Here is an 18,299-nt window from a genome sequence, read left to right as displayed (position 1 = left end):
TACAACCGCCCTCGCTGTCACATGCTGGAAAACAGCTTCAAGCCTCAGCAGTCAACCGCAACGAGTAAAAGGGTCAAGTCTACCGTGACCCGGATTCAGGATTGCTCAGTCGATTCGTCTACCGGGGGTGCCTCATCGAGCAGGCCTGGAAAGGCGTGATCATGGCCATCGTCGGCGCTGTGCTGGTGGCCGGGAAGATTCTCAAGGGCTACGGCGATTCCAATTCCAAGCAACAAAGCAGCCGTCAGCTTACCGCGGTCATGGTCGTGAAAGGCCACCTCCGGCAATAGATCCGCGAGCGCAATGCAGATGAAGAAGCCCGCTGACACCGCTAACCCCCAACCGAGAATTGCCGTGCTGTCAGTCCAGTGGGTAGCACCGACGTACATCAGGAACGCCCCAGTCGGGCAGGACAGAGAAAAACATGCGTTAGCAATGGTCTGAGCACGCGACGACCAGCCCTGTTTGGCCATCACCGAGGTAATTGCAAACGCATCGAGCGGTTTATGCAATGCCACCGCGAGGAATGTCCCCAATCCGGCCAACCCCAACCAAGCGCCGTGGTGCGCATCGGCGATCACGCTGCTCGCCAATGCCACTCCATCAATTACCGTGTGAAGCGCCAGACCAAAAAACATTCCCGCCCAACTCAGGCCCTTGTGCGCGTGCGGATGTCCGTGGGCGTGTCCGTGACCGTGCGAATGCCCATGGTCGTGCCCATGGGAGTGTTCATGGGAGTGTTCATGGGAGTGTTCATGGGAGTGTTCATGGGAGTGTTCATGATCGTGCGAATGATCATGATCAGATACACCCGGATGACTCACCTCGTCGGTATGCTCTTTGGCGCCGTGGTCATGCGTGTGGAATAACCGGATCAAGAGAAACATTGCGATCAAACCTGCCAGCGCGGCTGCGCCCGCCTTGGACGACGAACCGAGCACTTCGGTCGCGTCGGGGAGCAGGTGTAAAAGTGCGATTCCCAGCATCAGACCCCCGACTCCGCTCATCAGGACCTGGGTGCGTAGGTGGGTCATATGAAACAGTTTCGAGAGCCGGCCGCCCATCATCGAAGCCATGACGATGAACACGCAGTAAACGAATAAAAGCGGTTCTGGCGCGAGAATCATCAAGTGAATTGGGGTGAATTGGTGAATGATGGATGGGTCGACTGAAATCTTCGCGGAAAGCAGGCGCCCCCAATCCTAAGCCATTGCCGCCGGATCGACTATTGACCCTCGCTCCTACTCGCGCGCTGGCTTTCGCCCCTAGCCGCCTGTACTCGTCCGCCCACCCGTGGAATGTGCGCCGCACCGCTCGGCGGGCTCATGGAAGCTGGAATCCTCCCCTCCCGACCGCGCCGCTGCGCCGACACGAACCTTGATCAGTGGCTCCTCTGACTGGCCTCTTCACCCCCTCACCGTTGTTGGCGGCACATTCTCGCGTGCACCTGCCAAAACCCCGCAACTCTTTATTCTTGCGATACTTACGGTGCGTTTAACAGCGGTGGTCCGCCGGATTGGGGAAGAACTCGTTCGTTCTGAAATTGACTTGTTGGCCATGTTGGCATTCAGCCAGTAGCGGACGACTTGCAGTAGCGTGGCCGCCTTTGTCCCCTTTTCCGAGCGGGCCCGGGTGAGTAGGCTTTGGCGGGCCTGAAAATCACGCAAATGATTCCATTGACGCGTTTTTTCCCAGGATTTCAAAATTTCGACTACTCTCCACTGACCCCTCGGCACGGTTCATGACAGCCACTTCGACTGATCTTCAGACTTTGGCAATCGACACCATTCGCACGCTCAGCATGGATGCCGTCCAGACGGCCAATAGTGGCCATCCTGGCACTCCGATGGCGTTGGCACCGATCGCGTATCAGCTGTACCAAAATACGATGAATTACGACCCAGCTCGGCCCAATTGGCCTGGCCGGGATCGGTTCGTGCTCTCGTGCGGTCACGCATCCATGCTGCTCTACAGCACCCTGCATCTGATCGGAACCAAAGCGACAGACGAACACGGCAAGCCGACCAACAAAGAGGCGGTGACGCTCGAGGATATTAAGAAGTTTCGTCAAATTGACTCGGTCTGTGCGGGGCATCCGGAGTACGGATATGCTGCGGGAATCGAGACCACGACGGGTCCGCTCGGAGCAGGCGTTAGCAATAGTGTTGGGATGGCAATGGCCGAAAAATGGCTCGCCGCAAACTACAACACTGACGATTTGACCCTCTTCAACTACAACGTCTACTCACTCTGCAGTGACGGTGACATGATGGAGGGCATCGCAAATGAAGCTGCCTCCGTGGCGGGACACCTCCAGCTCGACAATCTTTGTTGGATCTACGACGACAACCACATCACCATCGAAGGCGAGACCTCGTTGGCGTTCAGCGAAGATGTTGGTAAACGGTTTGAGGGACTCGGCTGGAACGTGATCAAGGTTGCGGATGCCAACGACGTCGAAGCGCTCGCAAAAGCCGTGGCTGAATTTCAAGCATGTGCGGGCAAACCGACTTTGATCATCGTCAAGAGCATCATCGGTTACGGCGCCCCGCATAAACAGAACACCCACGGGGCCCACGGCGCGCCTTTAGGATGGGATGAAGTTGCCCTGGCGAAAAAAGCGTATGGACTGCCTGAAGACGAGAAATTCTTCATTCCCGACGGTGTAATGGAGCACTTCGCTCAAGGAATTGGCGCCCGCGGCGCCGATGCCTCAGCGACCTGGGACACGGTTTGGGAAAAATACCAATCCGCCGAACCGGAGAAGGCGGCCGAACTGCAATTAATGTTTGACGGCAAACTGCCTGCTGAGTGGGACAAGGACATTCCCGTCTTTGAGCCGAGCGAAAAAGGTGATGCCACCCGCAACAGTTCCGGCAAGGTACTCAATGCAATTGCCGCCAATGTGCCATTCATGATCGGCGGATCCGCTGACCTCTCGCCGAGTAACAAGTCAGACCTGACCTTCGACGGTGCCGGCGAGTTCCTGCCCGGCCAATTCGCTGGCCGCAACCTGCACTTTGGGATCCGCGAACACGCGATGGCTGGTATCGTCAACGGTCTGTGCCTGTCCGGGCTACGCGGTTACGCGGCGACCTTTTTCGTGTTTACCGATTACATGCGAGGCGGGATGCGTCTGAGCAGCATCATGCATTTGCCGACGCTGTACATCCTCACGCACGACTCAATCGGGGTGGGCGAGGACGGCCCCACACACCAGCCCGTGGAACATCTTTCCGCCTGCCGCGCGATTCCAGGGTTGAACGTCTATCGCCCCGGTGATGCCAACGAAGTCGCTGAATGCTATCGAGCTGCAATGCTCGACACTCATCATCCCGCTGCAATGGTTTTGTCCCGGCAAAACATGCCGACGCTCGACCGCACCAAGTATGCGTCCGCCACGGGCTGCCGTCGTGGTGGGTACATCCTGAGCGACTCCGAAGGCACTCCAGATGTGATCCTCATGAGCAGCGGCAGCGAATTGTTCATGGCCCGTGACGCCGCAGAAACCCTCACCGCTGCTGGTAAGAAAGTACGCGTCGTGAGCATGCCATGCATGGACCTGTTTGCCCAGCAAGACCAGTCGTACATCGACGAAGTTCTGCCACCGACCGTCACCAATCGCGTTGCCATCGAAGCGGGCATCCGGATGTCATGGGATCGCTGGATCGGATCGGCCGGAAAGTTTGTCGGGATGGAGAGTTTCGGCGCCAGCGGCCCCTACGATGCCGTTTACGAGCACTTCCACATCAATGCCGCCGCTGTCGTCGAAGCTGCAAAGTAGAAACAATGTAACGCAACTGCGTTCGTCAGAACGCAGAGCAACAGCCGTAGCCATCTTCGTTAGCCTGCGCATTTCGCCGGCTGGCGAAGGGCCCGACGGATCATTCGATCTTTGCGACCACGTCGAAGCCGCGAAGGGTTTGTCAATGAACAGCGTGCTCGGTGCGATACAATCGTTACCCTCGCCCGCCAGTCCAATATTTCTGAATCCTCACTATTACCTGCACCCTTACTTTTCTCTCTTTGAAGGTTTTTCGTTTTGTCCGGTACATGCGTGATTGGTTTGCAGTGGGGTGACGAGGCTAAAGGCAAACTCGTCGATTTGCTGGCACCTCGTTTTGATTGTGTCATCCGCTACCAAGGTGGTGCCAACGCCGGCCACACCGTCGTCGCTGGAGACGAGGTCTATAAACTGCACCATATCCCTTCTGGAATTTTGCATGGTGACGTGCAGAACTTCATCACTCCTGGGGTCGTCATCAATCCCACGACGATGCTTGAGGAAATCGATGGGCTGACCGCCCGTGGCATCGACGTCCTAGGGAACTTGAAGGTTAGCGATCGGGCGCACCTCGTCATGCCATGGCACATGATCGAAGATGCCACGATCAACGCAGTCAGTGTCAAAGGGGAATCGATTGGCACGACCAATCGCGGGATCGGGCCATGTTACCGAGACAAGGTTGGGCGTACCTATGGGATCCGGATGACGGATCTCATTCAACCGTCCCGCGACGAACGCATCGCCACTGTCGCAGAGCAAAAAACCGTGTTGCTGCGACAACTCGGGGCCTCCGATGAAGAACTGGCCACTATCTCACCGGAAAAGATGGTTCCCTTGGCGGCTTCGTGGGCGGAGCGTCTGGCACCGATGATCGCTGACACCACTGACCTGATCCTGGACGCTGCCGAAGCCAATCAAAAACTGCTATTCGAGGGTGCCCAGGGTGCATTACTCGATATCGATCACGGCACCTACCCGTTCGTCACCAGCAGCAACAGCAGCGGAGTGGGTGTCTGCGCTGGTGCGGGCGTACCGCCGAAGTGGATCGATCATGTGCTCGGTGTTTGTAAAGCCTACAGCACTCGAGTCGGAGGCGGTCCCTTCCCCACGGAACTCAGTGACGAGACCGGTGACAAGATTCGCAAACTCGGCAATGAGTTTGGCACGACCACCGGGCGGCCACGTCGCTGCGGATGGTTCGATGCCGTCGCAGTCCGCTACACCGCACGCCTGTCCGGTGTCACACGGCTGGCCCTGATGATGATGGACGTGCTCGCTCATTTCGAGGAACTGCAGGTTTGCGTGGCCTACGAACTTGACGGCAAAGAAATCCACCATGTCCCCAGCCACGCGGATGAACTGCGCCGCTGCAAACCCATTCTGGAAACGATCTCCGGCTGGAATTCACCCGTCGACGATGTGCGATCGGTCGGTGACTTTCCCGCCGGCGCGCTCGCCTACGTCAAGCGGATCGAAGAGCTCGTCGGTGTACCCGTCGGCATCCTCTCGGTGGGTCCAGATCGAGCCCAGACGATCTTCACCGACGAAGCCGCCGCGATGGGCTTGGCCTAGCGGTCCCTCGCAGGTACCGCGATCGATGCCGTTGTCATCCAGGATAGCGGCATCGATGTTAGCGGCATCGAAATGGAACTTCGGCTAATGAGCTGGTTTCGTCACAGACGGAGTTTGACATCTCAACATGCGTGCGGCGAAGTCGGCGAGGTAGTCACCGCGCCAGCGACTAACCGTTTTCGCGCCATGGTGCTCGCCCTCGGCGTTCTGAGTATCAGGATCATCGGTCCACCACTTTGGAAGATTCGGTGAGGGGGCCTGGGCCAGAGTAACAGGCGGAGCGTTGGACTGGATTCCGCCAGTCTGTTCGTCAAGAGCGGCAATATTGCTGCGGATTCGAAACGAGTAAGTTTTGATGGCCTTTGGGCAGAAGCGGAACCTGATCGTCCCGTCGCCTGGCACGTACCCGGGAATCTCTTGGTTCTCAACGATCAACTCTGCTTCTGGATTTGCCAGCGAATCATCGTTGATGTTCAGCACCATTTCGAGAATTCCAAACACCTCGATTTGGTCAGCGGTCGTCGCAACGCGGTCGAGTCGCAAGTAGGGTCGTGCCCATGCGCGGACGAACTGGCCACCCCAGCTGGGCCGGGAGGGATCACTGGGTGTTCCGTTAAGCAGCCAGCCGACTGACGGCGTATCACCCATCTTGATGGAGTCGAGTTTCTGATCGAAGAGGTCGCCCAGTGCTCCATGGCCAGCGACATGCTGCTGCACGAACCCTTTGTTGCCCCACGCGTCCGCCTGATTGCCACCTGTGAACCAGCCGCGATATGTCGAATTTGCTTCGATGATGAAGAGATTGGGATGGTGATCGGCGATATACTGATACGCATGCGGTCCCCATTTCTTGTTCGGTCCACCGATGTAGTAGACCCGCAGCTTCGGCAGGATGTCCGGCGCATCGTGCAGTGCCTGGGCGAGGTCTTCGATTCCACCCCAGATCAAGACGTGCAGCGGTCGGGGATCATCGCGCCGTGCGCATTCCACGAGCCACTGCGAACCTTCCGTTGATTCACGCACTCCACCGTAAGGAGCAATTTCAGTCTCTCCCTGCTTGGTGATCGCTCGCAAGGCACTCGGCATTGGGTAAGCGTCCGAATGAGTTTTCAAATTGGCAAAATCATTGTCATAGCAATCGATTACCTCCTCAATATGCTGTCTGCGGCCCGGACCATAAGGCGATGAGATCAGTCCCTCGATATCCAAGACGTCCGCGTACACAAGCAAATGCACCATGGACTGAAAATCGTCCGGGTCCGTGCCGCCGATATCGGTCGACACGACAACGCGATGTCGCTCTTCGCCACACGCCGGATGGGAAAGCATCGCAAGTAGGATCGCCGGGACAAAAATCCCCAGTTTCTTTGCACATCCTGTTAGGAATCTTGACACTGGATCACCTCTATGTATTCGTTGGAGCAAAAATACGCTTATTGGGGCGGTGGGATTGTTTCAAACTGTGTCGCTGGACCCGCGCCGGCTCTCACAATCCCCGGTACGTCGGCGGCAGCATCCATCGCAAAGTCGTACCGGTAGAAATCTGTGGGAGAGAAGCTTTGAGACTCGTTATCCTGCGTGCCGCTGCAGTTTGTAAAAATGTTTTCAACTGACTCACAGAAGCCGTGATGGATATCCGCAGGATTCTCACGATACATTTGCTTGATTGGGTTGCGAGTATGGTCAAAGTAGTTTCGTTCGGCCCTGACAAGACAGCGAGAATGCAAGCCAATCCCGTAGTCATTGGAATTGTAAAGACAATTAAACACATGAACCTTCCCATACCCGACGCGCGGATTGCGGGTATCAGATCCATCGAACCAGCAGTGATGAACGGTGGTGTTCAGCGTTCCTTCATCTTCAGGGTGCGAGGTCCCGCTGTTGATCAGCATCGTTTTGTGATGCTTTGAAAATCGCGTCCACGAAACGGTCACGAAGTCGGATTGATTGGTGATGTCGAGTAAACCATCCTCACACGCCGACAAATCGCAGTGATCAACCCAAACGTGGTGTGTTCGGCGCATTGCGATTGCATCTCGGGCATCCATGATCGTGAGATTGCGAATGATGATATTTGATACGTCGCTCATATTGAGTTCTGTCTTTTTCAGCGTCGCATCGGAGCCGATTCCAATCAGCGTCTTGTTAGAAGCAATGCTTAGCTTGCCACCACCGGTTAGAGTTCCTTCAATCCGAATGACAAGCGGCTTGTCACTCGACGCGGCGCTTCGCAGGGCGTCAATCGAGCGAACGGTGACAACGTCTCCATCGCCGCCGCCGGTTGTTGTCTTCAAGCCGTTTCCGGCAACCGCAGCCCATCCCACCAGCTGATTGCTGGCCGCGTTGCAGTCTGCCTGAAGCATACGATTGGCACTGAGTAAAGTTGCGACTGCGAGCCCAACATGGAGTAGGGCGGAGATGCGCGGGCGTCGTGAAATCTTCATGGGGTACCTCATTGGGGAAGCGCGTAGGGCTGCTGGGCTACTCTTGCGGCAGCCAGACGGACATTTCGGACTTGGCTCGATTCGACCATGCGTAGTAGGGGATCAGTCTGATCGGGACTGGGGTCGCGTTAGAAGCGTCGAACTCTCGGTAGAGTTGGTTCTGCCAGGCGCCGGTGGGTTTCGAGATGGCGGTGCCCTCGAGAACACTGACTCCGCCGAGTAGGCTCGTGTCGTGCCGCGACCGCAGCGTGATATCAGAAGGAATTCGCACTTCCTCCAACGATGTCCCAGTCGGAAGATCAATCGATTCCAGGCAATACACGATTGGGCCACGTTGGACAGCAAGGTGATTCCGGGTTTCTTCCACGAGAGGGTGCGACTCGATCAGCCGAGGGGGCATCGCCAGACACAGTGCAATTTCGGTGCCTCGCTGCCAGACTCTTTCAAGTGAAACGTATGTGCCTGGTATCAGTTCCTGTGCCGTCGGTTCACCGTCGACGCTGAGCGTCGCCGAAGTTGCCCAACCTGGAATCCGCAGCTTGATTTTCATCGGCTGTCGGTCACATTCGGTGACGGTGATCTGCACGTTGCCATCGAATGGATATGCAGTACGCTGCGTGATGGCAATGTGACGTCCGTCTGCCAGGTAAGTGTCAAGTGCGTTACTACCGTACAGATTCACCCAAATCGTGTCGTCAGACTTTCCGTACGCAAAGCCGCTGACCTGAGCGATCGTCCGCGCGATATTTGGCGGACAGCAAAAAGACGTTACAAACGGAACCCGCTCCGGGGGCCAACGTAGGTCCACCGGAGCAGATTCAGATACTCGCAGCGGATTGGTATAAAAGAAGTCCGTTCCGTCCAAGCTCACGCCGGAGAGCACTGAGTTATACAACGCCCGCTCGATCACATCGATGTACTTTGCTTCACCGCTGGCGAGAAACATTCTCCAGTTCCAAAGCGCATTGCCAATATTCGCACATGTTTCGTTGTGGGCAGTAGTGTTGGGGAGCTGATAGTTACGCCCGAAAGCCTGATGAACTCGTGTGATCGCAGCCTGGTTTTTTGATCCATCTGGCGAAGCACCATCGTACAGAGCACCGCAACCGCCAGTGATATAGAGTTTCTTCTCGACGAGATTATTCCAGATCGCTGTCAACGGTTCCCACAATTTTTCGTCACCGGTTTCGCAATACATGTCAGCAATTCCAGCGTACAGGTACGTGGCACGGACAGCGTGACCGACCGCTTCGGTCTGGCGAGCAAATGGCAGTCGATCTTGATTGTCATCGCCGCCACTGACGATTTCGTCTCGCATTTGAATCAGCCTTCGGGCGAGATTCAAATAGCGTGGTTCGCCGGTGGCGCGATAGAGATCGAGAAGGCCCATGTAGTGCGACGGACAAATCGCGTGTCCCGCTTGCTCGGCTGTCGGATTGCGATAGGTTTCGTCAAGGAAGTCGGCCGCCTTGCGGGCGATGATCATAAGACTGTCCTTGCCAGTCACATCATGATGCACACAAGCCGCTGTCATCAGATGCCCCATGTTGTACATCTCAAAGTTGAATCGATCGCCGAATGGCTTGACTGTTTCATCGCCGTTGAGATTGGCGATCAATACCGGGGTATGGATGTAACCGTCCGCTCGTTGTGCCTTTCCGATGATCTCGATGATTTCCTCAAGGCGCGAATCCCATGGCGGGACGGGCCCGGTCGCTTGGATCGCACAAACTGCTTCGATCCACTTGTAAAAGTCGCCATCGTTGAAAGGCGCACCGTGATATCCACCTTCTGACAAACCAGCGGCGATGCGGAAATGCTCCAGGTACGGTTTGTACTTTGTTCCTCGCATGATATCCCACAGAGCCGGGACCGTTTTGTCGCGGCACGTGTCGAAATGTTGTTTCCAAAAACCGTCCGTCCACTGCACGTCAGCCAGGCGCAGGGGTTCAACCTTGCGACACGGACTGACGTGAATTGGCTGCGCCGCGGCTTGTACGGCGAACAAAGACAAAACTATGAAGAGGATGTGATGGAACTGTCTCATGAGAATCGCTTGTGAAAATCGGTGCGTCAGCGGTCTACGAAAGGAATCAACTCAATCGCCCTGGATATTGCAAACAACACGCTGATAACGAACCAGCGGTGGCGTGCCACCATCGGTGACCTCGAGAATGATATGAACTTGTTTGCCAGGTTCGTTCGGCGCAACGAAGCTGGCCTCGGTCAGGCTGTCACTCTTGTTGATGGTGACGGCTGCCTTCGCCGAATCCGCTTCGTCATAACGCCACCAGCGGACGTTCAGTTCGTCTCCATCGGGGTCCATTGCTGTGGCAGCGAGGTTCACAATCTCGCCAGACTTCACCTGCCGCGTCAATTCTCCGTCTACGCTGACGATGGGAGCATGATTGGCTCCGTTGAATTCCTTGACGCACCAATCCGCTCGCGCAGCAAAGTCGTTCTGCAGCGCGGCGACCCAACGCCATTGAGGTTTGAGATAGGCAATCAACTCGGCATCGCTAGGGATTTCTTGCTTCAAACGCTGGCGACCCCACGCAGAATTTGTGTACCAGCGACCCTCAGGATATTGGTAGCCCGGTTCCAGCACAGGATCGAGCCACGTGTTCTCACGAACTTTGACGAAGCGGCCGCCCCAACCGCCCCAGCCTGGAGATTCATCACTGCGCATACCGTTGGGGATGTTATAGAAGAATGCGGGCGAATCTCCTTCAGATCGGAAATCGCCTGCGCTGAACCCTCGGTCGCCCTTCACATGTGCCTTATACAGGCAACACAGCGGTCCGTGGTCGTTGAGAACATTCGCCTGCATCCAGGAACTGTCCAGATATTTCTGTTCTTCCGCGGGCACGTACTTCGTCCAATGGTAAAACCAGGCGATGAACTGATCAGAGATGATGGTCTCGATCCCAAACTTTCCCCAGTGCGGGCGAATGTAGTTTTGGTAAGTCTCGTCCTGTTCCCAGATCAAATAGAAGCGGATCTTTTCGGCCACCTCGGCCATTCGCTCGGGATGCTGCTGCTCGATCGTTTTCAATGCTCGAGCGATGGTGTTGGTCCCGCCCCAGGCCTGGATCCAGATTGGACGCGCGTCCGATTCATTCAGCAATACTTCCACGATCCGCTGGGAGCCCGCAGTGACCTCATCCATTTCACCTTCTGACTTCACGTTACCCAGCAGAGTGCGGGCTTGCAGGTACTCAGGCGCCGGATAGCGGGGGTCGTGCTTAACGAGGTTCGGATACACTTCAGCATACGCTGCCAGATAAGGCTCTGCCCAATCGTCTCCAGCCCAATTGTGACCGTGTGCGTGATACTGCGAACTGGAGGTGATAATCCCCTCGATGTCAAACTCATTTGCATACAGCAGGAAACGAACCATGGAGCACTCGTCATCGATTTCGCCGTCACTAGTCACGATCACGCGTGGCTTATCCGCGGCCCATAGCGAACGATCGTAGGCGAGCCCCGACGTAGCCAGGCATAGAGCTAGAAAACCAACGGCGCCGCTGAGGTGCGTTGGGAAGCTTCTAACGCGGTCGCGATGAGTCGATGGGGTCGGGACGCAGTCCTGTGCGCCCGTACTCGCGGTCGCAGCGTGCTGGTGGTCATTGGCAATCATGAGGATAGTTCCATGTGCATTGAGAACGAAAATCCTGGGCTCGTCAGCGTCACACATCGCTGCAAACCATTTCCGTCGGAACTGCCGAGCGGAACCTTTGTTAGTGACGCAGGAGGCGCAGCGTGGGCGGGACCCGAGATCTTAGGCAGGGTATCCATCTCCAAACAGCAAGTCTCCCTGACATGAAACGCATATTCACGGCATCCTAAGGTGGCGAAGAACTGAATGCCGGGCATCCAGCCTTTTTGCTCCGTTTTACGAGCGAGTTCAGGCGGTCCACGCACAGCCTTGTCTGGAAGTCCGATCCGCAGCTGCGTGTTGATTGACAAGGCCGACTCGCCAGTGAGGCAGTCTATCTCGTCTCTCGATTGCGCTCGGGATATGAATCTCCGCTGCGTGTCGGGGACGAATTGAAACTGACGGATATCCAGCTTCAGTCCGGAACATTGACGATGATGCTTGCGTCTGGTGTGCGTTTGGAACTGGTAACGCCCGTCGAGGCAACGTTTGAAAGCAACATGCGTCTTCGACTCGTCGCAGGCTGCCTGAGCGCTAACCTCGGCGAGAACGGTAAAGGTTTCACTGTCGTTACCGATGCTGGAGAAGTCGTCGACCTGGGTACGGAGATTGGCATCGAAGCCGGCCGAAGCGGTGAATCTCGGGTTGCCGTGTTCTCCGGTTCGGTTGAATTCCATCCAGCCATGCGATCGAATTCGGGCGAATTCGTCACGCTGACCGAAGGCGAAGCATTGCGATTTTCCGCCCGCGGCGGCCACGAGCGTTGGCAACAGATTTCGCTCGCAGCAGACCGCACGGGATTGACCGGAATACCAAGCTCGGGTGTGGTACGTGAAGTTGACGACAATCTTCATGATGGTGAACTGAGGCGGTTCTACGGTGTGGTGCGAGGAGGCATGAAACCAGGCGCCTTGGCGTTTACAGACAAGGAAAACCCGGTCTGGACATCCATGCCGGGTGAGCCGTTTCCGAGTTGGTTGGAAGGAGCCGATCTGATTCGCACCTACTATCGCGTCAGCTATTTCAAGCGTTTCGAACTGTCGCTGGTTTTGAACGGACCGGCCGACGTCTATTTGCTTGTGGCTCCCAACGAGGTGCCTGATTGGTTGCAGTCTCAGTTTGAGCCTACTGGCACCCGGTTGCACACCGGTCCATGGCATCGCGAAATCTCCAATCATCCAGACGCTGAATCAGGACCTGATGGCATCTACATGACATTTGAGGTCTGGAAAAAGTCGGTCGGCAAGGGCGAACTCAAACTCGGTCCCCCACCTGATCGCAAACCCGCCGGCATGCACTCAACGATGTACGGCGTGGCAGTCAAGGCAAAGGAACAACCATGATGATCAAGACAACTGTTGCGCAGCTGAGATTTACCTCAACTGTTTTGACACAGATCGCGTTAGCAATTCTGGCTGTATTAACGTCGCCCAGTATAACGTTTGCCGAAACTCTGCCCAATGTCGTCATCATCATGGCCGACGATCTTGGTTGGGCGGACGTTGGTGCGCAAGACGAAGCAGCGACGAAAGACGTTACGACGCCTAACATCGACCACATGGCGGCCGAGGGGATGGTGTTTGATGACTTCTATGTCGACTGCGCAGTGTGCTCCGGGTCTCGGGCAGCGCTGTTAACCGGGACTCGCTATCAGCGTCTCGGCGGGATCGGAGGAATTTTGGGTCATTTCACTTTCTTGAGAACAACGTAGTGCAGACTGCCTGTTTTACTTGGCCGGGGTGTACGTCGGAAAATCTGTGTAGCCGTGTGCGCCCGGCGTGTACCACAACGACATGTCTGCAGTCTCCGCAAGCGGCCAGTCGTTGGCAAACCGTTCAACTAAGTCAGGGTTGCTGATGTAGGGGCGACCAAATGCAATCAGATCGGCGGCCCCACTGGCAAGGGCGGCGTTGGCCGCTTCCTTGTCATAACCCACGTTGCCCATCAGTCGCCCTGAATACACTTCGCGGAAATCGTTCAGCGTCATTGCTGGTCCGAGTTCGTGAAAACCAAAACCCGTTCCATCCATGATGTGCAGATAAGCCAAGTCGTACGCATCGAGTTTCTGGGCTGCGTGAGTGAACTGCTCTCGATAGTTTGACGAGCCCATGCCGTTGTAGGAACCGTTTGGTGAGAGACGCACGCCAACACGATCGGCGGGCCAGACCGTTGTCACGACATCGACGACTTCACCCAGCAAGCGATATCGGTTTTCGATACTACCGCCGTACCGGTCTGTGCGATGGTTGGATTTCGCCTGCAAGAACTCGTCAAGTAAGTAGCCATTGGCTGAATGAATCTCGACACCATCGAATCCAGCTGACATCGCGCGCCTTGCGGCTTGCCGATAGTCTTCGACGATTCCGGGTATTTCGTCGGTTTCCAGTGCTCGCGGAATCTCGTACGGCTTCTTGCCTGTCGGCGTGTGAACTTCGCCACCTTCAATGGCAATCGCCGACGGCGCGACCGGCAACTCGCCATCGTGAAATTCGCTGTGCGACGCACGTCCAGTGTGCCACAATTGAAGGAATATTCGGCCTCCCCGATCATGGACTGCATCAACGACCCGCGTCCAGCTATCTGCCATCTCGTCACTATAGATACCCGGCGTGTCTGGCCAACCGATTCCCTGTTCGGAAATCACGGTTGCTTCGCTGATGATTAGTCCCGCCGACGCACGTTGTGAGTAGTACTCGGCCATCAAGTCGTTGGCGATTCGACTCTCACCCGCGCGGGCTCGCGTGAGCGGAGCCATGACGATTCGGTTGCGCAACGTGAGTTCGCCGATTTGGAGGGGACTCATCAGTTGAGTTGGAGAGGAAGATGTGGTCGCGGTGAGCATTTCGATATTCCTATATGTGTTGAGTGCCGCGTGGTCCAGGCTGCGTGTTTGCAGTCAATCCCACACAAGCGGGCTGGCCGTCTGATTTCTGTTTCAACTGGGCTTCATGTATCGCAGGCTGCATGCCATTATCGCAAGGTGCATGCCATTGGCATAGCTCACCGAGAGTTCAGCATCAACACGAGCGCGGCGACGAACAACTGCCCAGCGGCGGACAATCTCGATTCTGGACTGCCCATACGTGCGCAGTGCCGGCGACGGACAGGCAGCTAATGATTGGCTCCGACCAGCACGCGTGAAAACCGGCATCCATCGCAATTTCGCGATCGCGGGCCCAAAGCGGATCGGTGCTAATATCTTCCACAATCACGCGTTTGCCAGTGAATGCCGCCGTGCCGCATGAGCCGGCATTTGGATCCGGCATCGTTCCTTCGATAATCCGGCAATAGTGTTCAGGAATTTTGCGAGACGCGCCATTTCGGAGGCAGCCAGTTTTCCGGTCGACCAACAGCACCGACGCAATCATGTCGGGTCGCGATTCTTCTGCCACATTCACCAGCGTGTGAAGAACTTCTTCCAGCGAAGCACCTTGGACCAGTCGCTTGAGCACGCGCGTCTGCCCGCCCTCGAGATGCCGAACATCGAACGATTGGCCAAGGAAGGCATGAAGTTTCGCAACGCGTACGCTTCGCCCCAGTGTTCTCCATCGCGAGTTTGTGTTCAGACGGGACAGTCGTCGCCGAGGAACGGATACACCGTCTACATGAATTCCCGCGGGCAAGAGTATTACGACGAAGGCCGCCAGTATAAGAACTTTCCCGTCATTCCATGTGTCTCGGACCAGACGATTGATCCAGGGACAATGACGATCCCCGAAGCCTTGGAGCCGCTTGGTTACCTCAGCGGTCACGTTGGCAAGTGGCACATGCGAGGTGATCCAGGTGACGAGGGTTACCTACCGCGATGGTCAGTGCTGACAACACCAAGCCGAATGTCGTCTTCCTGGCGGTCGACGACATGAACGACTTTGTTGGCTGTCTCGATTCACGACCGAATGCGATCACACCCAACATTAGTCGGCTGGCTGCTCGTGGCGTGTGCTTTACCAACGCTCATACCGCCGGAGTCTTCTGTGCGCCCAGTCGCGCGGCGATCTTTTCCGGCCAGTACGCTTCAACAACCGGATGCTACGAGACTCCGAACTACTTTGTGCATCATCCGGAGATTGAGTCGCTACAAACAAGTTTCGCCAAAGCGGGTTACACCACGCTCGGCGCTGGCAAGCTGTTCCATCATCCAGCCGGAGCAATCGACCAGCGTGGTTGGACAGAGTTCTTCCTGAGAAATCAGTTCCAGCGTGAAGGCGGTTGGGCGCTGGAATCGTGGAGCAGTGACACACCCGTGCCACAGCCATTTCCGGCCAGCGTTTACAACAAAGGCAAAGAGATTACCGGCGGACTGTTCCTGGAATGGGGGGCAGTTCCGAAAGAACGGGAAGAGGAGATGGCCGACACAATCCGAGCCAACTGGGCGGTCGAACAACTGGGTCGAAAACACGACAAACCGTTCTTTCTGGCCTGCGGCTTTTATGCTCCTCATTACCCCAATTACTGTCCTCAAAAATATTTTGATCTGTATGATCGAGACGCCATCGAGACTCCGGCGTTCAAAGAAGATGACTTGGCAGATTTACCTGACAAGATTCGTAAGCAACGCCAGAATCGCAAGAAAGTGCACTACGACAAGCTCGTCGCAATGGGAGCCTGGAAGGACGCTCTGCACGGATACCTTGCCTGCACGAGCTACGCCGATGCGATGGTCGGGCGGATTCTGGACGCGCTCGAATCAAGCCCCTATGCCGACAATACCATCGTCGTGCTTTGGAGTGACCATGGTTATCACCTGGGCGAAAAAGGCCAGTGGGGCAAGCACACGTTGTGGGAACGAACGTCCAACGTGCCGTTCGTCTGGGCCGGCCCCGGCGTCGCCCAAGGTGAACGCACCGACGTGACCGTCAGCCTGATCGACATCTACCCAACGCTGGTTGAACGATGCAACCTTCCTGCACCGCGACAGAAACTCGAAGGCGTTTCGCTGGCATCGACGCTGAAAGAGCCCGCCGAAGCAAACGACCGCACCGTCTACCTTCCGTACATCAACCCCGGCGAATACACGCTGATGAATCGCGACTGGCGTTTCATTCATTACGATGACAAGAACCAGGAGCTGTACAACGTCAAGGAGGATCCGCACGAGTGGAACAATCTCGCTTCTGATCCGCAGTACGCGGACGTTATCACCAGGCGGCGGGAATCGGCACCGACCGAGTTTGCCGAGCCAGAACCTAAGCTCAACTCGCGTCGCGATCTGGTCGTCGAAGGCGAAACCTTCCGCTGGGAGAAAGGTAAAGGCAATTACATTCCACATCCAAAGTATCTGCCCTACACCGACCCCGCACTGAAGCAGAATCAATCGAAGACGGGACGCTAACATGCACAGCAAAAGAGTTCCTATGAATAAACGCGTTCGGTCAGTCATCCAGGGAGCGCTCATCGCTTGCCTTTCAGTGATTTGCGTGGCGGCGGTTTCTCCCGGTGATGCGAGGGCAGACCAAACGAGCCCAAATATCATCGTCATCCTGGCCGATGATCTCGGATACGGCGATCTGTCGTGCTTCAGGGCCAAGGATATTGCCACACCAAATATCGACCGCATGGCGACTGAGGGAGCGAAGTTCAACAGCTTTTATGTTTCGGCTGTTTGCTCTCCGACTCGCGCGGCGCTGATGACCGGCAGCCATTCGACTCGGGTAGGTATTGGCGGTGTGATGTTTCCGCGAAACAATCATGGGCTGAACCCTGACGAAATCACGTTACCGGAACTGTTGAAAGGTCAGGGTTTTGCGACGGCCATCATTGGTAAGTGGCATCTGGGCAACCAGGACATGTTTCAGCCACTGAATCATGGGTTTGATTATTGGTACGGAACGCCGTCATCCAACAGCCAGTTCTATTACCCGACGATTAAGAAGTACGCAGCCGACTGCGTGTTTCGCGAAGGTTACACTCGCGACGGAATCCTCAAGCGAGAGACGGCGGCCTGTCCGCTTGTTCGCGACAACGTTGTCATTGAAGTTCCCGCGGACCAGACGCAATTCACGCAGCGATACACGCGTGAGACCATTCGCTTCATCACCGAAAACAAAGACAAACCGTTCTTTGTGTACCTAACGTACAACATGCCGCACATCCCGCTGCATGCGTCCGAGAAGTTCGTGGGCAGCAGCAAACGAGGCATCTATTGCGACACCATTCAGGAACTCGACTGGAGCACCGGCGAGATTCTGCGGTCCCTGAAGGAACTTGGACTCGATCAGAACACGCTGGTCATTTTCACGTCGGACAAGGGCCCCAACACTGGCAAAGGCGGCAGCGCCGGCGCGTTGAAAGGCAGCAAAGGCTCGACTCTCGAAGGCGGCGTCCGAGTCCCCTTCGTCGCTTGCTGGCCGGGAACAATTCCCGCGGGCACAGAATCCGACGAAGCAATCACCGGCATGGATTTGCTGCCGACGCTGACAAGACTTGCGGGCGGTGACGTTGCTGACGACCGCGTGATTGATGGCAAAGATATCTGGCCTTTGCTCGCCGAAAAGCCGGACGCCAAGTCACCTCACGAAGCGATCTATTACCTGCGAGGCCGAAGCGTTGATGCAATCCGCGTCGGCCATTGGAAGTATCGAATGGCCACCGACAAGCCGTCAAAGGTGAAGAAGTCGAAGAAACAACCCGCCGCGGAAAGCCAGCCGAAGAAGGTCAGCGTTGAAACTCTCTATAACCTGAGTGATGACATCGGCGAGAATACCAACCTAATCGACGAACATCCCGAGATCGCCCGGCGTCTGAAGCGGAAACTAGCGACCTTCGAAACGGAACTCAGAAAGAATCTACGTCCTGCCGGAGTTGCAAGCGAACGATGAGCATTGGCCACTTCAAATTG

General features: G+C 56.1%; 14 protein-coding genes and 1 pseudogene. 7 read left to right on the top strand and 8 right to left on the bottom strand.

Annotated elements, in window-relative coordinates:
- Window positions 1–95 precede the first annotated feature (95 nt).
- Window positions 96–1,127 carry a ZIP family metal transporter gene (locus tag Poly21_RS04175; protein ID WP_302118447.1) on the bottom strand — a complete coding sequence of 344 codons (1,032 nt, stop codon included), beginning with the start codon at window positions 1,125–1,127 and terminating at the stop codon, window positions 96–98.
- A gap of 614 nt (window positions 1,128–1,741) precedes the next feature.
- On the opposite strand from Poly21_RS04175, the gene tkt reads away from it, so the two are divergent.
- A complete protein-coding gene (gene tkt / locus Poly21_RS04170; RefSeq protein ID WP_146405710.1) occupies window positions 1,742–3,784 on the top strand; it encodes a transketolase in 2,043 nt (680 codons plus the stop codon).
- A gap of 258 nt (window positions 3,785–4,042) precedes the next feature.
- Entirely contained in the window at window positions 4,043–5,359 is a 1,317-nt protein-coding gene (locus Poly21_RS04165) for an adenylosuccinate synthase (protein ID WP_302117493.1), read from the top strand.
- Window positions 5,360–5,443: 84 nt separating this feature from the next.
- Here Poly21_RS04165 and Poly21_RS04160 read toward each other — a convergent pair whose 3' ends face one another.
- Genes Poly21_RS04160 through Poly21_RS04140 form a run of 5 tightly spaced genes read right to left on the bottom strand, consistent with a single transcriptional unit; the run spans window position 5,444 to window position 11,772 of the window.
- Window positions 5,444–6,754: a nucleoside hydrolase-like domain-containing protein gene (locus tag Poly21_RS04160; protein ID WP_302117491.1), complete on the bottom strand. Its 1,311-nt coding sequence runs from the start codon at window positions 6,752–6,754 to the stop codon at window positions 5,444–5,446.
- A 38-nt stretch (window positions 6,755–6,792) separates the two neighbouring features.
- A complete protein-coding gene (locus Poly21_RS04155) occupies window positions 6,793–7,803 on the bottom strand; it encodes a pectate lyase family protein (protein ID WP_302117489.1) in 1,011 nt (336 codons plus the stop codon).
- Window positions 7,804–7,840: 37 nt separating this feature from the next.
- The gene (locus Poly21_RS04150; protein ID WP_146405708.1) at window positions 7,841–9,850 is read right to left on the bottom strand and encodes an aceric acid hydrolase; all 2,010 of its coding nucleotides are present in this window, start codon (window positions 9,848–9,850) and stop codon (window positions 7,841–7,843) included.
- Window positions 9,851–9,901: 51 nt separating this feature from the next.
- Window positions 9,902–11,443, bottom strand: a complete 1,542-nt coding sequence (locus Poly21_RS04145; protein WP_146405707.1) for a DUF1593 domain-containing protein — start codon at window positions 11,441–11,443, stop codon at window positions 9,902–9,904.
- Window positions 11,440–11,772 (bottom strand): hypothetical protein, encoded by a 333-nt coding sequence (locus tag Poly21_RS04140; RefSeq protein WP_146405706.1) that lies wholly within the window; start codon window positions 11,770–11,772, stop codon window positions 11,440–11,442. The genes Poly21_RS04145 and Poly21_RS04140 overlap by 4 nt, the downstream gene beginning before the upstream one ends.
- Before the next feature lie 39 nt (window positions 11,773–11,811).
- Between Poly21_RS04140 and Poly21_RS04135 the strand changes: the two genes are divergently transcribed.
- Window positions 11,812–12,804 (top strand): FecR domain-containing protein, encoded by a 993-nt coding sequence (locus Poly21_RS04135; protein ID WP_367302521.1) that lies wholly within the window; start codon window positions 11,812–11,814, stop codon window positions 12,802–12,804.
- Window positions 12,801–13,172 carry a sulfatase-like hydrolase/transferase gene (locus tag Poly21_RS04130; protein ID WP_302117483.1) on the top strand — a complete coding sequence of 124 codons (372 nt, stop codon included), beginning with the start codon at window positions 12,801–12,803 and terminating at the stop codon, window positions 13,170–13,172. Before Poly21_RS04135 ends, Poly21_RS04130 begins: the two co-directional genes overlap by 4 nt.
- Before the next feature lie 15 nt (window positions 13,173–13,187).
- Here the strand turns inward: Poly21_RS04130 and Poly21_RS04125 are convergent, their stop codons facing one another.
- Entirely contained in the window at window positions 13,188–14,264 is a 1,077-nt protein-coding gene (locus Poly21_RS04125; protein WP_302117480.1) for an alkene reductase, read from the bottom strand.
- A 214-nt stretch (window positions 14,265–14,478) separates the two neighbouring features.
- Window positions 14,479–14,913, bottom strand: a complete 435-nt coding sequence (locus Poly21_RS04120) for a GAF domain-containing protein (RefSeq protein WP_302117478.1) — start codon at window positions 14,911–14,913, stop codon at window positions 14,479–14,481.
- Window positions 14,914–14,916: 3 nt separating this feature from the next.
- Here Poly21_RS04120 and Poly21_RS04115 point away from each other — a divergent pair.
- The 3 genes and pseudogenes from Poly21_RS04115 to Poly21_RS04105 all read left to right on the top strand — a co-directional run.
- Window positions 14,917–15,261 (top strand): annotated as a pseudogene (locus Poly21_RS04115) (sulfatase-like hydrolase/transferase); the annotation flags it as partial.
- Window positions 15,262–15,320: 59 nt separating this feature from the next.
- Window positions 15,321–16,793, top strand: coding sequence for a sulfatase (locus tag Poly21_RS04110; protein ID WP_302117476.1), 1,473 nt, complete (start codon window positions 15,321–15,323; stop codon window positions 16,791–16,793).
- Window positions 16,794–16,815: 22 nt separating this feature from the next.
- Window positions 16,816–18,279 (top strand): sulfatase family protein, encoded by a 1,464-nt coding sequence (locus Poly21_RS04105; protein WP_302117475.1) that lies wholly within the window; start codon window positions 16,816–16,818, stop codon window positions 18,277–18,279.
- The last annotated feature ends 20 nt before the right edge of the window (window positions 18,280–18,299 follow it).

It is taken from the genome of Allorhodopirellula heiligendammensis, assembly GCF_007860105.1.
Taxonomy (GTDB): Bacteria; Planctomycetota; Planctomycetia; order Pirellulales; family Pirellulaceae; genus Rhodopirellula; species Rhodopirellula heiligendammensis.
Note: the sequence above shows the minus strand (reverse complement) of the source record. Positions and strands in the feature narration are given on the sequence as shown.

Excerpts from the sequence above, each read along its gene's own strand:
- Poly21_RS04175 (WP_302118447.1), bottom strand. The coding sequence starts at position 1,127 with ATGATTCTCGCGCCAGAACCGCTTTTATTCGTTTACTGCGTGTTCATC.
- tkt (WP_146405710.1), top strand. The coding sequence starts at position 1,742 with ATGACAGCCACTTCGACTGATCTTCAGACTTTGGCAATCGACACCATT.
- Poly21_RS04155 (WP_302117489.1), bottom strand. The coding sequence starts at position 7,803 with ATGAAGATTTCACGACGCCCGCGCATCTCCGCCCTACTCCATGTTGGG.
- Poly21_RS04150 (WP_146405708.1), bottom strand. The coding sequence starts at position 9,850 with ATGAGACAGTTCCATCACATCCTCTTCATAGTTTTGTCTTTGTTCGCC.
- Poly21_RS04145 (WP_146405707.1), bottom strand. The coding sequence starts at position 11,443 with ATGATTGCCAATGACCACCAGCACGCTGCGACCGCGAGTACGGGCGCA.
- Poly21_RS04130 (WP_302117483.1), top strand. The coding sequence starts at position 12,801 with ATGATGATCAAGACAACTGTTGCGCAGCTGAGATTTACCTCAACTGTT.
- Poly21_RS04125 (WP_302117480.1), bottom strand. The coding sequence starts at position 14,264 with ATGAGTCCCCTCCAAATCGGCGAACTCACGTTGCGCAACCGAATCGTC.
- Poly21_RS04110 (WP_302117476.1), top strand. The coding sequence starts at position 15,321 with ATGAACGACTTTGTTGGCTGTCTCGATTCACGACCGAATGCGATCACA.
- Poly21_RS04105 (WP_302117475.1), top strand. The coding sequence starts at position 16,816 with ATGAATAAACGCGTTCGGTCAGTCATCCAGGGAGCGCTCATCGCTTGC.